This window comes from Pseudomonas sp. DF5 (genome assembly GCF_058148225.1).
The window spans coordinates 141923-156483 of sequence record NZ_JBYVYM010000003.1 but is presented as its reverse complement, the minus strand read 5'-3'; the positions used below and the strand labels follow the sequence as shown (position 1 = coordinate 156483).

The 14561-nt window shown below is 58.9% G+C and carries 12 protein-coding genes; all 12 read left to right on the top strand.

The window, feature by feature from the left end; genetic code table 11:
- Nucleotides 1–100: 100 nt before the first annotated feature.
- Nucleotides 101–967: a PI-PLC domain-containing protein gene (locus AC30D7_RS04150; protein WP_490133169.1), complete on the top strand. Its 867-nt coding sequence runs from the start codon at nucleotides 101–103 to the stop codon at nucleotides 965–967.
- 171 nt (nucleotides 968–1138) lie between these two features.
- Nucleotides 1139–1639: a hypothetical protein gene (locus tag AC30D7_RS04145; protein ID WP_490133168.1), complete on the top strand. Its 501-nt coding sequence runs from the start codon at nucleotides 1139–1141 to the stop codon at nucleotides 1637–1639.
- 80 nt (nucleotides 1640–1719) lie between these two features.
- Entirely contained in the window at nucleotides 1720–2625 is a 906-nt protein-coding gene (locus AC30D7_RS04140; protein ID WP_490133167.1) for a helix-turn-helix domain-containing protein, read from the top strand.
- A gap of 288 nt (nucleotides 2626–2913) precedes the next feature.
- Complete coding sequence (locus AC30D7_RS04135; RefSeq protein WP_490133166.1) at nucleotides 2914–4224, top strand: ABC transporter substrate-binding protein; 1311 nt, start codon at nucleotides 2914–2916, stop codon at nucleotides 4222–4224.
- A gap of 125 nt (nucleotides 4225–4349) precedes the next feature.
- Complete coding sequence (locus AC30D7_RS04130) at nucleotides 4350–5279, top strand: carbohydrate ABC transporter permease (protein WP_019579063.1); 930 nt, start codon at nucleotides 4350–4352, stop codon at nucleotides 5277–5279.
- 10 nt (nucleotides 5280–5289) lie between these two features.
- Nucleotides 5290–6120 carry a carbohydrate ABC transporter permease gene (locus AC30D7_RS04125; RefSeq protein WP_201148111.1) on the top strand — a complete coding sequence of 277 codons (831 nt, stop codon included), beginning with the start codon at nucleotides 5290–5292 and terminating at the stop codon, nucleotides 6118–6120.
- Nucleotides 6121–6152: 32 nt separating this feature from the next.
- Nucleotides 6153–7256, top strand: a complete 1104-nt coding sequence (locus AC30D7_RS04120; protein WP_490133165.1) for an ABC transporter ATP-binding protein — start codon at nucleotides 6153–6155, stop codon at nucleotides 7254–7256.
- A gap of 16 nt (nucleotides 7257–7272) precedes the next feature.
- Entirely contained in the window at nucleotides 7273–8745 is a 1473-nt protein-coding gene (locus AC30D7_RS04115) for a mannitol dehydrogenase family protein (protein WP_490133164.1), read from the top strand.
- A gap of 157 nt (nucleotides 8746–8902) precedes the next feature.
- Nucleotides 8903–10399: a xylulokinase gene (gene xylB, locus AC30D7_RS04110; RefSeq protein ID WP_490133163.1), complete on the top strand. Its 1497-nt coding sequence runs from the start codon at nucleotides 8903–8905 to the stop codon at nucleotides 10397–10399.
- 13 nt (nucleotides 10400–10412) lie between these two features.
- Nucleotides 10413–11351: a carbohydrate kinase family protein gene (locus AC30D7_RS04105; RefSeq protein ID WP_490133162.1), complete on the top strand. Its 939-nt coding sequence runs from the start codon at nucleotides 10413–10415 to the stop codon at nucleotides 11349–11351.
- Between the two features lie 281 nt (nucleotides 11352–11632).
- The gene (locus AC30D7_RS04100) at nucleotides 11633–13681 is read left to right on the top strand and encodes a type VI secretion system Vgr family protein (protein ID WP_490133161.1); all 2049 of its coding nucleotides are present in this window, start codon (nucleotides 11633–11635) and stop codon (nucleotides 13679–13681) included.
- Nucleotides 13672–14538, top strand: coding sequence for a DUF4123 domain-containing protein (locus AC30D7_RS04095; RefSeq protein ID WP_490133160.1), 867 nt, complete (start codon nucleotides 13672–13674; stop codon nucleotides 14536–14538). Before AC30D7_RS04100 ends, AC30D7_RS04095 begins: the two co-directional genes overlap by 10 nt.
- The last annotated feature ends 23 nt before the right edge of the window (nucleotides 14539–14561 follow it).

Here is a 14561-nt window from a genome sequence, read left to right as displayed (position 1 = left end):
ACTTTTCTCTTTGATTTTATAAGGTATCGACCGAAGCGAATAACAAACACCAACTTTGACCCACCGATAATACCTACCAAACTATGCAAGGATGCATTAAATGGTCAACATTACCCAAAACAACTATGCACATAAACACTGGATGAGCGCTACGCCGGCAATCGATACTTTGTCGCTCGCCGAATTGACACTGCCAGGCACCCATAATGCCGGCAGCGACTGGAAGACGTCCTGGCCACTGATCCCGGGCGCCCATTGGCTGGCCTGTCAACACGAATCGTTTTACTCGCAACTGCACCACGGTTCCCGAGTGCTTGATATCCGTTTGACGTATGAAACCAACGCGCCAGGGCTTGGCAAGTTCTGCATTCATCACAACGGCTACCGTAACGGTCGCACGCTAGGACACCTTTTCAGAGACGTAGAAACATTTCTTCAAGAAAACCCCAATGAATTCATCATCCTGGACTTTCATGAGTTGAGTGGGGATGCTTTTGATTACGCTTACTTCAATAAGATGGTGATCCACTTTCTTGGGCGCCGCTTGATTCCCAACCAGAATCGCTCGTTGAGCCTCGGCCAACTCAAACGTCTCAGCGACACCCAACGCGTTGTGGTTGCTGCGCCTTGGCACTGGGAAATTGACAAGAACCTGTTCATTCAGCAAATCGAGCATCAATGGTCTGGCATCGCCACCACCAGTGTCGCCGAGTTGAAGCAGCACATTATAAACGTGCTGAAATACCCACCAGGCACATGGGCACCCTGGTCCCTGTCCGCGACCAGTTATAGCGCTCTCGGTGGTCCGGTAGATATTCACGATGAGCTTAACTCGTGGTTTGATCCGACTAAAAGCGACTGGGCAATACGGTGCAACATCATCAATGTTGACTTCATTGAAGAAAGCAACATCGTTTCTTATTGCCTAACTGCGAATCTGAGTAAAGCGGGCAAGCGAGCCAACTAACTATTTCTTGTGCAAGTATTTCCGCGACTGGAAATACTGTCGTGCATTTCTATGCTGGGTCATGAAAGCCTTTCTACGCAGGCGAGTCACAGGGATATGGCATGCCGCCACATCCGCCACATGAATTTCGTCGCCGCCATGACGGTGACGATTCAACGACAAGGAACTGTCATGACCCACAACACTGCAATCATGCTGGATAAACAAAAGTGGATGAGCAATGTCCTCGACATCAATCGTATAAAACTGACTGATGTTATCTGGCCCGGCGCCCATAACGCCGGCATGGATAAACAGGCGCCTAATTATGAGGTACTCGTCGGCAACTGGACGACGTGTCAAAACGGTTCATTTGCATGGCAGCTGTCCAATGGCGCACGGGCATTCGATATCCGCTTGGGTTACACCGAGGGTGCTGATCAGTCGATCTTCTATTTCCACCACAATGGCTACCAATCCCATCGAGTCCTCGATGAGCTGATCAATGCAACGTTATCTCCTCAGTACATCCAAAAACAGATCAATGAGTGGTTCAATCCTACCCGGGATTGGGTCACGCGTTGCAGCATCATCAATACCGACTTTTTCGACGAGTCCGAAATCGTTCGTTACTGCTGGAGTGCCACCAGCATGAAAGCGGTGTACGGTGACGCCTTGCATGCCCCCGCCTGAGCACAGTCGCGTTGCAAGCTGGCCTTAGGCATCCCGAAAGAGGCATGATCAAGGGGCGATAACAATCAAAGCGCCCTGACATGACCCGAACAGCCAGAGTCACCGATCCTTCCTACGAATTGATGGACGACCACAACGGGTTGTCCATCATCTATCGCCAACACGGATTCCCCTGCCCCCTGGTGCGCTGGCATTTCCACAAGGAATACGAACTGCACTTGATCATCGCCAGCTCCGGCAAGGTGTTCATCGGTGACTACATCGGTAACTTCTACCCGGAAACACTGTTCCTGACCGGCCCCAACCTGCCCCACAACTGGATCAGCCAGGTGGCCGAAGACGAAGTGGTGCCCGAGCGCGACATGCTGGTCAACTTCACTGACGAGCTGTTCGAAAGCGGCTATCAGGTGTTCGCCGAACTCAAGACAATTGCGCCCTTGCTGGAGCGCGCGCAGTACGGCATCGAGTTTCGCTGCAAGCGCACCATCCGCCAGGCCATGACCTTGATGCAGCGCATCGCCGACACCCACGGCATGACCCGGCTCGGGCATTTTTTCATTCTGCTGGAGTTGCTGGCGGCGTCCGATGACTACCAGTTGCTGTCCGGTGCCACAACGCCGCAATTGGCCGATGAACACAATATCGACCGTACCAACCGGGCGGTGGATTACATCTTTGCCCATTACGCCAGGGATTTAACGCTGGAAGAGGTGGCCGAGCATCTGGGCCTGAAGCCGACCTACTTCAGCCGAGTGTTCAAACAGGCCACCGGACGCTGCTTCATCGAGTTCGTCAATCGCCTGCGCATCAGCAAATCCTGCGAGCTGCTGGCCGATGGCGACAAAACGGTGACCGATGTGTGTTTCGAGTCGGGCTTCAATAATATTTCCAACTTCAACCGGCGTTTTCAGCAGCTCAAGGGCATGACGCCGTCGCACTATCGGCGGCTGGCGGTGCAGCGGTTGACTGAGCAAAACCTCGGCTGAATTTTAGATCGCCTTCGCGGGCAAGCCTCGCTTCTGCAGGAGCGAGGTTTGCCCGCGAAGAGGCCGATGAAACCTGTACAAATTCAATGACCGCTCGCCTCTGCAAAGCCTGTCCTTGCATCTCCCCCGCCAAAGCCCAGTGCAAAAAAGTATCGATCACAGTGCGATGGATGATTTGTCAGCCCGTCAATTGAAGGCTGTAATCGGTGCACATTCTTCCCTGCGCAGGAAGACACAAAAACAATAACTGTCCTTCTGTAACCCCCGGGTGCAGAAAAGGAGTGCACGATGCAACCTTCGGTAAAAGCTCTGCTTGCCCTCACCTGCATGACCCTCAGCAGCGTCAGCCTCGGCGCTCAGACCCTGACCATCGCCACCGTCAACAACAGCGACATGATCCGCATGCAAAAGCTCTCGAAAACCTTCGAAGCCGAGCATCCGGACATCAAACTCAATTGGGTGGTGCTTGAAGAAAACGTCCTGCGCCAACGCCTGACCACCGACATCGCCACCCAGGGCGGGCAGTTCGATGTGTTGACCATCGGCATGTACGAAGCCGCACTCTGGGGTGCCAAGGGTTGGCTGGAGCCGATGAAGGACTTGCCGGCCAACTACGCCCTCGACGACGTTTTCCCTTCGGTGCGTGAAGGTCTTTCGGTCAAGGGCTCGCTCTATGCCCTGCCGTTCTACGCTGAAAGCTCCATCACCTATTACCGCACCGACCTGTTCAAGGACGCCGGGCTGACCATGCCGGAACGCCCGACCTGGGAACAGATCGGCGAATTCGCCAGCAAACTCACCCATAAAGATAAAGAACAGTACGGCATCTGCCTGCGGGGCAAGGCTGGCTGGGGCGAAAACATGGCGCTGATCACCACTGTCGCCAACGCCTATGGCGCGCGCTGGTTCGATGAGAAATGGCAGCCGGAATTCACCGGTGCTGAGTGGAAAAATGCGCTGAATTTCTACGTCGACACCATGAAAAAGTCCGGCCCGCCCGGCGCATCGAGCAACGGTTTCAATGAGAACCTGGCGCTGTTCAACAGCGGCAAGTGCGCGATCTGGGTCGATGCCAGTGTGGCCGGCTCGTTCGTGACCGACAAAACCCAGAGCAAAGTCAGCGACCACGTGGGCTTTACTTACGCACCGCATCAGGTCACCGACAATGGTTCGGCCTGGCTGTATTCGTGGGCACTGGCTATCCCTACCAGTTCCAAGGCCAAGGAAGCGGCGAAAACCTTCAGCGCCTGGGCCACGTCCAAGGAGTACGGTGCCCTGGTCGCGGAAAAAGACGGCATCGCCAACGTACCGCCAGGCACCCGCGCCTCCACCTACACCGAGGCTTACATGAATGCCGCGCCGTTCGCCAAGGTGACGCTGGAATCGCTGAAAGCTGCGGATCCAAGCCAACCGTCGCAAAAACCCGTGCCCTACATCGGTATCCAGCTGGTGACCATTCCTGAATTCCAGGCCGTGGGCACTCAGGTCGGCAAGCTGTTCTCGGCCGCGTTGATCGGCCAGACCACAGTCGACCAGGCCCTGACCGCCGCCCAGTCAACCACCGAACGTGAGATGAAGCGCGCCGGTTATCCCAAATAACCCCGCGCACTTGTAGGAGCGAGGCTTGCCCGCGAAAGCGGTGTGTCAGACAAATCGCCTTCGCGGGCAAGCCTCGCTCCTACGGTTGATCTTCATCTGTTTGTTCTCAATCGGTTCTGATCGCCATGAATACTTCAACCACTGTCAAAGCTCATATGGACATCCCGCAACCGGTGCGTAAAAGCCGGTTGACCAACCCCGGCTGGTTTCTGGTCAGCCCCTCGGTGGCGTTGCTGCTGCTGTGGATGATCGTGCCGTTGGGCATGACCGTTTACTTTTCGATGATCCGCTACAACCTGCTCTACCCCGGCGAAAACGAATTCGTGGGGCTGGAGAACTTCAGCTACTTCCTGAGCGATTCAGGTTTCCTGCCCGGCGCCACCAATACCCTGTTGCTGGTGGGCAGTGTGTTGCTGATCAGCGTGGTGTTCGGTGTGTTGATCAGCGCCTTGCTGGAGGCCAGTGAGTTTCTCGGTCGCGGCATCGTGCGGGTAATGTTGATCTCGCCGTTTTTCATCATGCCCACTGTTGGCGCGCTGATCTGGAAGAACCTGATCTTTCACCCGGTCTCGGGGATTCTCGCCTACATCTGGAAGCTGTTCGGCGCGCAGCCGGTGGACTGGCTGGCACATTACCCGCTGCTGTCGATCATCATCATTGTGTCCTGGCAATGGTTGCCCTTCGCGATCCTGATTCTGATGACTGCCATGCAGTCCCTCGACCAGGAACAAAAGGAAGCAGCGCGCCTTGACGGTGCCGGCCCGATCGCGATTTTCTGGCACCTGACCTTGCCGCACCTTGCGCGGCCGATTGCGGTGGTGGTGATGATCGAAACCATCTTCCTGCTGTCGGTGTTCGCCGAAATCTTCACCACCACCAACGGCGGCCCCGGTTACGCCTCGACCAACCTCGCCTACCTGATCTACAACCAGGCATTGGTGCAATTCGACGTCGGCATGGCGTCCGCTGGTGGCTTGATCGCGGTGGTGATTGCCAACATCGCGGCCATCGTGCTGGTGCGCATGATCGGCAAAAACCTAACAGACAAAGCTTGAGGCCAGTGCCATGACTCTTCAACAATCCCGCCGCCTGCAAAGCCTGCTGCTCGGCACCTTGGCCTGGGCCATCGCGATCGTGATTTTCTTCCCGATCTTCTGGATGGTGCTGACCAGTTTCAAGACCGAAATCGACGCGTTCGCCACGCCGCCGCAGTTCATTTTCACGCCAACGCTGGAGAACTACCTGCACATCAATGAGCGTAGTGATTACTTCAGCTTCGCCTGGAACTCGGTAGTGATTTCCTTCAGCGCCACCGCTTTGTGCCTGCTGATCGCGGTGCCGGCGGCCTATTCCATGGCGTTCTACGAAACCCAGCGCACCAAAGGCACGCTGCTGTGGATGCTCTCCACCAAGATGCTGCCGCCGGTGGGCGTGCTGATGCCGATCTACCTGTTGGCCAAGAGCTTCGGCCTTCTGGATACACGAATCGCGCTGATCGTGATCTACACGCTGATCAACCTGCCGATCGTGGTCTGGATGATTTACACCTACTTCAAAGACATCCCCAAGGACATCCTCGAAGCGGCACGCCTGGACGGCGCCACCCTGTGGCAGGAAATGGTCCGGGTGCTATTGCCGATCGCCAAGGGCGGCCTGGCCTCCACCGTGTTGCTCTCGCTGATCCTGTGCTGGAACGAGGCGTTCTGGTCGCTGAACCTGACCTCGTCCAAAGCCGCGCCACTGACCGCACTGATCGCTTCGTACTCAAGCCCTGAAGGCTTGTTCTGGGCCAAGTTGTCGGCGGTGTCGACCCTGGCTTGCGCACCGATCCTGATCTTCGGCTGGATCAGCCAGAAACAGCTGGTCCGCGGCCTGTCGTTTGGCGCAGTGAAATAGCCCTCAAAGAATAAACATAAAGGAGCGCCATCATGGCCAACCTGAAAATCAAGAATCTGCAAAAAGGCTTCGAAGGTTTTTCCATCATCAAAGGCATTGACCTGGAAGTGAACGACAAGGAGTTCGTGGTGTTCGTCGGCCCGTCGGGCTGCGGCAAGTCCACCCTGCTGCGGCTGATCGCCGGCCTTGAAGAAGTCAGCGGCGGCACCATCGAGCTCGATGGCCGCGACATCACCGAAGTCAGCCCGGCCAAGCGCGACCTGGCGATGGTGTTCCAGACGTACGCGTTGTACCCGCACATGAGCGTGCGTAAAAACATGTCGTTCGCCCTCGACCTGGCCGGTGTAGCAAAAGCCGAAGTCGAGAAGAAGGTCGGCGAAGCTGCGCGCATTCTGGAACTCGGGCCGATGCTCGAACGTAAACCGAAACAGCTGTCCGGCGGTCAGCGTCAGCGCGTAGCGATCGGCCGGGCCATCGTGCGTAACCCGAAAATTTTCCTGTTCGACGAACCGCTGTCCAACCTCGACGCCGCCCTGCGGGTGCAGATGCGCCTGGAACTGTTGCGCCTGCACAAAGAACTGCAAGCCACCATGATCTACGTGACCCACGATCAGGTCGAAGCCATGACCATGGCCGACAAAGTCGTGGTGCTCAATGGCGGTAAGATCGAGCAGGTCGGTTCGCCACTGGACCTGTATCACCAGCCGGCCAACCTGTTTGTCGCAGGTTTTCTCGGCACACCGAAAATGGGCTTCCTCAAAGGCAAAGTCACCCGTGTTGAAAGCCAGGGCTGCGAAGTGCTGCTGGACGCCGGTACCCGCATCACTCTGCCGCTGAGCGCTGCCAACCTGAGCGTCGGCGGTGCGGTAACGCTGGGCATTCGCCCGGAACACCTGGAGTTGGCGCAACCTGGCGACTGCACGTTGCAAGTCACCGCCGATGTCAGCGAACGTTTGGGCAGCGACACCTTCTGCCATGTGCTGACGTCGTCCGGCGAAGCATTGACCATGCGCGTTCGCGGCGATCTGGCCAGCCGTTATGGCGAAACCCTGAGCCTGCACCTGGACGCCGAACACTGCCATTTATTCGATGCCGACGGCGTGGCGCTGACCCGTCCACTGCGCGCCGCAGCCTGATATCAGAGAACATGCGATGAAACTGAACAAGTCCAACCTCAACCGCCTCGCCCCCGAGGTGGCCCTGCCCGCCTACACCCTGAGCGACACCCGCCAGGGCATCGCGCACATTGGCGTCGGCGGTTTCCACCGCGCCCATCAGGCGTACTACACCGACGCTTTGATGAACACCGGCGAAGCACTGGACTGGGCCATCTGCGGCGTTGGTCTGCGCACCGAAGATCGTCGCGCCCGGGACGATCTCAAAGAGCAGGATTACCTGTTTACCTTGTTCGAACTGGGAGATACCGACGACACCGAAGTGCGAGTCATCGGCGCCATCCGCGACATGCTGCTGGCCGAAGACGGCGCCGAGGCGCTGATCGATAAACTGGCCAGCCCCGAGATCCGCATCGTCTCGTTGACCATCACCGAGGGCGGCTACTGCATCGACGACAGCAACGGCGAGTTCATGGCGCACCTGCCGCAAATCCAGCACGACCTTGCCAATCCGAACACGCCGAAAACCGTGTTCGGTTTCCTTTGCGCCGCACTGGCCAAACGGCGTGCAGCCGGCACGCCCGCGTTCACGCTGATGTCCTGCGATAACCTGCCGCACAACGGCGCGGTGACCCGTAAAGCCCTGCTCGCGTTCGCCGACCTGCGCGATGCCGACCTGCGCGACTGGATTGAGCGCAACGTCAGCTTCCCCAACGCCATGGTCGACCGCATCACGCCGATGACCAGCATCGAGCATCGCCTGCAATTGCACGACAAACACAGCGTCGACGACGCCTGGCCAGTGGTCTGTGAACCGTTTGTGCAGTGGGTGCTGGAAGATAAGTTCGTCAACGGTCGCCCGGCCTGGGAAAAGGTCGGCGTGCAGTTCACCGACGACGTCACGCCTTACGAAGAGATGAAGATCAAACTGCTCAACGGCAGTCACCTGGCCCTGACCTACCTGGGGTTCTTGAAGGGTTACCGTTTCGTTCACGAAACCATGAACGACCCGCTGTTCGTGCGCTACATGCGCGCCTACATGGACCTGGACGTGACGCCGCAACTGGCGCCGGTGCCGGGCATCGATTTGACCGAGTATAAAAACACCCTGGTGGCGCGCTTTTCCAATCAGGCGATTGCCGATCAGCTGGAGCGTGTATGTTCGGACGGTTCGTCGAAGTTTCCGAAATTCACCGTGCCGACCCTCAACCGTTTGATCGCCGATGGCCGCGAGACCAAACGTGCGGCGCTGGTGGTGGCGGCGTGGACGCTGTACCTCAAAGGCGTGGATGAGAACGGCCATACCTATTCAATTCCCGATCCGCGAGCGGCCTTCTGTCAGGCGTTGGTGGCTGATGATGCGTTGATCACCCAGCGGCTGCTGGAAGTCGAGGAGATTTTCGGCACGGCGATCCCGCGTTCGCCGGAGTTTGTCGCGGCGTTCGAGTGGTGCTGCAACAGCTTGCGGGAAGTTGGGGTGACTCAGACGTTGGAGCGGGTGTTGGCGTAAGTACGGTGGTGAATCTACTACCGTCTTAGCGCGCAAGCCCGCTCCCACATTGGATCGTTGTCGTACACAAAATCTACGTTCACTGAAGATCTACTGTGGGAGCGGGCTTGCTCGCGAATGGGCTCACCGAGATCGACTGACACACCAAGGATCTTCCATGGCAAACCAACAACTATTCCTGGGCATCGACTGCGGCACCCAGGGCACCAAAGCCGTGATCCTCGACGCGCACAGCGGTCAGGTCCTCGGCCAGGGTGCCGCTGTCCACAGCCTCATCAGCGGCCCCAATGGCCGTCGCGAGCAAGACACTACCCAGTGGCTGGAAGCCTTTACCCAGGCCACCCGTCGCGCGTTGCTCGCCGCGGATGTCGATGGTCAGGACATCCTCGGCATCGGCGTCTCTGGCCAGCAACATGGCCTGGTACTGCTCGACGATCACGGCCAGGTGCTGCGCCCGGCCAAGCTCTGGTGCGACACCGAATCCACCCCGGAGAACGACCGCTTGCTCGCCCATCTGGGCGGTGAAAAAGGCTCGCTGGAACGCCTCGGCATCGTCATCGCGCCAGGCTACACCGTGTCCAAACTGCTCTGGACCAAAGAACAGCACCCAGAGATTTTCGCCCGGATCGCCCGCATCCTGCTGCCCCATGACTACCTCAACCATTGGCTCACCGGCCGCAGTTGCAGCGAGTACGGCGATGCGTCGGGCACCGGCTATTTCAACGTGCGCACCCGTCAGTGGGACTTGCAGCTGCTGCGCGACATCGACCCCAGTGGGCGCCTGCAAGCCGCGCTCCCGGAGCTGATCGATGCCCACCAACCGGTCGGCACGATCCTGCCAGGCATCGCCGAGCACCTGGGCATCAACCCCGAGGCACTGGTCTCCAGCGGTGGTGGCGACAACATGATGGGCGCGATCGGCACCAGCAACATAAAGCCCGGCGCGATCACCATGAGCCTCGGCTCTTCGGGGACGGTCTACGCCTATGCCGAGCAAGCGCACGTCAGCCCGGACGCTTCGGTCGCAACGTTCTGCTCCTCCAGCGGCGGCTGGCTGCCGCTGATATGCACCATGAACCTGACCAATGCCACCGGCGCCATTCGCGAGTTGTTCGAACTGGATATCGAGCAGTTCAACGCCATGGTCGAGCAGGCGCCAATCGGTGCTGAAGGCGTGTGCATGCTGCCATTCCTCAATGGCGAACGCGTTCCCGCCCTACCCCATGCCAGCGGCAGCCTGCTGGGACTGACCATGACCAACCTGACCCGGGCCAACTTGTGCCGCGCCGTGGTGGAGGGCACCACTTTCGGTTTGCGTTACGGGCTGGACCTGCTGCGCCACAATGGCTTACAAAGCCGCAGCATCTGCCTGATCGGCGGTGGTTCGAAGAGCCCGGTGTGGCGCCAGATTGTTGCCGACATCATGAATACGCCTGTGATTTGTACCGAACAGAGCGAGGCCGCGGCGCTTGGCGCAGCGATTCAGGCCGCGTGGTGCAAGTCTTGGGCAAACGGCCACGAAGACAGCCTGGCGGACTTGTGCGAGCGCTGCGTGAAGCTCGACCTGGCCAGTGAAACCCTGCCGATTGCAGAAAATGTACAGGCCTGTCAGCAGGCCTATGAACGCTATCAACAGCATGTCGCAACCCTTTAAAGAGCGAGCAACTATGTATCTGGTGTGTGGTGAAGCGCTGTTCGATTTCTTCAGCAAAGACGATGCCAGCGGCCTGGCATCCAAAGTGAATTTCAAGGCAATTGCCGGCGGCTCACCGTTCAACGTGGCGGTGGGTTTGTGCCGCTTGGGCGTGGATGCCGCGCTGTTTGCCGGACTGTCGACCGACTACCTCGGCCGCCGCTTGCAGCAAGTGCTGCAGGATGAAGGCGTGCGCCCGGATTACCTCGTGGACTTTGCCGCGCCGACCACGCTGGCGATGGTGGCGGTCGGTGCCAACGGCTCGCCTCACTACAGCTTTCGCGGCGAAGGCTGCGCTGACCGGCAATTGAAACTGGAGCACCTGCCAGAACTGGGGCCTGAAGTGCGCGGCTTGCACATCGGCTCGTTCTCACTGGTGGTGCAGCCGATTGCCGATACCTTGCTGGCGCTGGTGCAGCGCGAAAGTGGCAAACGCCTGATCAGCCTCGACCCGAACGTGCGCCTGAATCCCGAGCCGAACATCGAATTGTGGCGTTCGCGGATCGCCACGCTGGTGGAACTGGCGGATCTGATCAAGGTCAGCGACGAAGATTTGAGCCTGTTGTACCCAGAGCAGGATCCGCAGCGCGTGATCGAAGGCTGGCTGGAGCATCGCTGTCAATTGGTGTTCCTGACCCGTGGCGGTCAGGGGGCGACGGTGTTCAGCCGGGCTCATGGCACATGGTCGGTGCCAGCCTGTTCGGTAAAGATTGCCGACACCGTGGGGGCTGGTGATACCTTCCAGGCAGCGTTGATTACCTGGCTGACCGAGCAGCAGCTGGATTCGGTTGAGGGGGTGCAGCGGCTGAGTCGTGAGCAGATTGACGGGATGCTCAGGTTTGCGGTGAGCGCCGCCGCGTTGACCTGCAGCAAGACCGGGCCGGATTTGCCGTATCGGCAGCAGTTGGGCTGACATTCGCGCCCCATGCCTCTACCGCTATTTGCAGGTCCTGATTTCAGGGCCTGCCGGTGGACTTCGACTGAGTAATAGAAGAAGGCCCCGTTCGTGGACCTTCTTTTATCTGGAGTAACGACCCATTGCCTTGAGCCGGCCTGTACTCATCGAGGAAAACATCGGCTATAGGGGAATACCCGATACCCGTCAGCCCCGGACCTACGGCATTCCAACCTTGAATGTGGCTCTTTAATACTGCAACATCCGCCCCTGCTTTTTCAAAGGACGGAATTCAAGGCATGCTGGACGCAAACGCAACCCATATCTCCCTCACTCTCGAAGGCGTTTCCGTCGACCTTCAGGTGCTCAGCTTCGTCGGTCGCGAAGCCCTCAACCAGCCGTTCTGTTTCGACATCGAACTGGTCAGCGCCCGCCCCGACCTGACACTCGAAGAGCTGCTGCACAAGCCCGGTTGCCTGACCTTCGGCGCCACCGGCCAGGGCAAGATCCATGGTCTGGTGTACCGCATCGAGCAAGGCGATTCCGGCAAGAGTCTGACCCGCTACAGCATCAGCCTGGTGCCGCAACTGGCCTACCTGCGGCACAACCACGACCAGCAGATTTTCCAGCAGTTGAGCGTGCCGAAGATCATCGCCCAGGTGCTCGAAGCCCGTGGCATCCTGGCCGACGCCTACAGCTTCCAGCTCGGCGCGATCTACCCCGAGCGCGTGTACTGCGTGCAATACGACGAATCCGACCTGCACTTCATTCAGCGCCTGTGTGAGGAGGAAGGCATCCACTTCCACTTCCAGCACTCGGCCAGCGGTCACAAGTTGGTGTTCGGCGATGACCAGACGGTATTCCGCAAACTGGCGCCGGTGAGCTACCAGCAGGACTCCGGCATGGCCGCCAAAAAACCGGTGATCAAGCGCTTCAACCTGCGCCTGGAAACCCGCACCACCCGCGTCAGCCGCCGCGACTACGACTTCGAAAAACCGCGCCTGTTGCCGGAAAGCGCGGCCAAAAGCGCATTCGCCCCGGACCTGGAAGATTACGACTACCCCGGCCGTTTCACCGACCGCGCGCGCGGCAAGCAACTGGCGACCCGAGCCCTGGAACGCCATCGCAGCGACTACCAACTGGCCGAAGGCAAAGGCGACGAGCCGACCCTGGTCAGCGGCCACTTCCTGGCTCTCAGCGAACACCCGCGCGCCGAATGGAACGACCTCTGGCTGCTGCTGGAAATCGTCCACGAAGGCAAACAGCCACAAGTGCTCGGCGAGAACACCACCAGCGACGTCACCGACAACAAGGACGACTTCCACCAGGGCTACCGCAACCGCTTCCTCGCCACCCCGTGGGACGCGCACTTCCGCCCGGCCCTGGAACACCCGAAACCGCAAGTGCTGGGCAGCCAGACCGCCATCGTCACCGGCCCGCCGGGGGAAGAAATCCACTGCGATGAATACGGCCGGGTCAAGGTGCAATTCCACTGGGACCGCGACGGCCAGGCCGACGACAAGACCAGCTGCTGGCTGCGCGTCGCCAGCGGCTGGGCCGGCAATGCCTACGGCGGCATCGCCATCCCGCGGGTCGGCATGGAAGTGCTCGTCACCTTCCTCGAAGGTGACCCCGACCAGCCGCTGATCACCGGCTGCCTGTACCACAAGGAAAACGTCGTCCCCTACGACCTGCCGGCGAACAAAACCCGCAGCACCTTCAAAACCCTCAGCTCGCCGGGCGGCAAGGGCTACAACGAGTTTCGCATCGAAGACAAGAAAGGCGCGGAACAGATCTACCTGCACGCCCAGCGCGACTGGGATGAAAACATCGAGCACGACCAGAAAATCCGCGTCGGCAATGAACGGCACGACACGGTCGAGGCCAACGTGTTCAGCGAGTTCAAGGTGGAAGAGCACCGGATTACCCATCTGGACCGCAAGACCGAAGCACGGGCGGATGATCACCTCACCGTGGGCGTGACCCAGCATGTGAAGATCGGCACGGCGCAGTTTGTCGAGGCGGGTCAGGAGATTCACTACCACGCCGGGGAGAAGGTGGTGGTTGAGGGTGGCATGGAGCTCACGGCTAAGGCTGGCGGGAGCTTTGTGAAGATTGATGCGGGGGGTGTGACGATTAGTGGGGCTGAGGTGAAGGTGAATTCCGGGGGTGGGCCGGGTGCGGGTACGCCTGCTGCACCATTGTTGCCGGGGCCGATGAAGGTGGCGGATGCGGATACAGCGGGTAAGACCCCTCTCCCCAGCCGTCTCAACGAGTCGGGTATCACGCCATTGTGCGGCAAACAGAGCAACGGCGCCTGCAGCCGTAAGGATTGCACATGCATGTAAACGCCATGAACACCCTGCTGGCCGCACCTCGCTATGGATTCGAGTCGCTACCCAGGGAACAGTCCAGTCAGGTCCTGTGTTTCATCATCGATCGTGGACGCCAGCCCGAGGCGATGTCTCGTCTCTATCGTATCGGCGAGCCGATGAATGCTCAGGCCTTGTTCAGCAGTACTGACTTTGCCGAAATCGCTGACGAAGGTCCGCTCTGGCTCACGGCGCCGTGGGGTAGCCGTCTGGCAGCCGAAGCCACGCGATTGTGTGAAGAAAACTACTCAGGCATTGCGCTGGTCGCAGAAGACGCCACCCAGGCCCTCGCGCACGCACGCTGGTTACTGCGAGCCAATGACGGTTCCGGTGGCCAAAGCCTGTTGAGCTATCACAAACCCAGCCTCTGGGCTGCGCTGGCCTACACCGCTGGTGACGCGTCCGTTCAATTGTTCGGTCCTTGGCAAGCAGTTTACAGCCCTGCCCCGAGCCACTTCGGCAAAGAGCGCGGTGCTTGGCTGTCATGGACGGCTACATCGGAACTGAAGTGGCGTGGTGACGTCCAGGATTACAACCTTCCCGACAACACAGCAAAGATTCAAGCGCGACTGGGATGGCTGTATTGGGTCAATGAACAATATGCAGCGTTCGGCGAACCAGGCGACGATCGCATCAATGAAATTACCGAGAACCTGGACCTTTTGCTTAAAAACAACATCTACGAAGGTGATCATTTACTCAAGCTCGCCTCTATCGTCGATGGACCGCTGCTTGAAACCCGGCCAGAAGCCATGGCCATCCTGCAATCCAGGGAAGAGTCGTTCATCAAGGTTGAACAGCTGATGCAAACAGCATCCGCCAATCCCCAATGAACCCGACGCAACAACAGAACGGA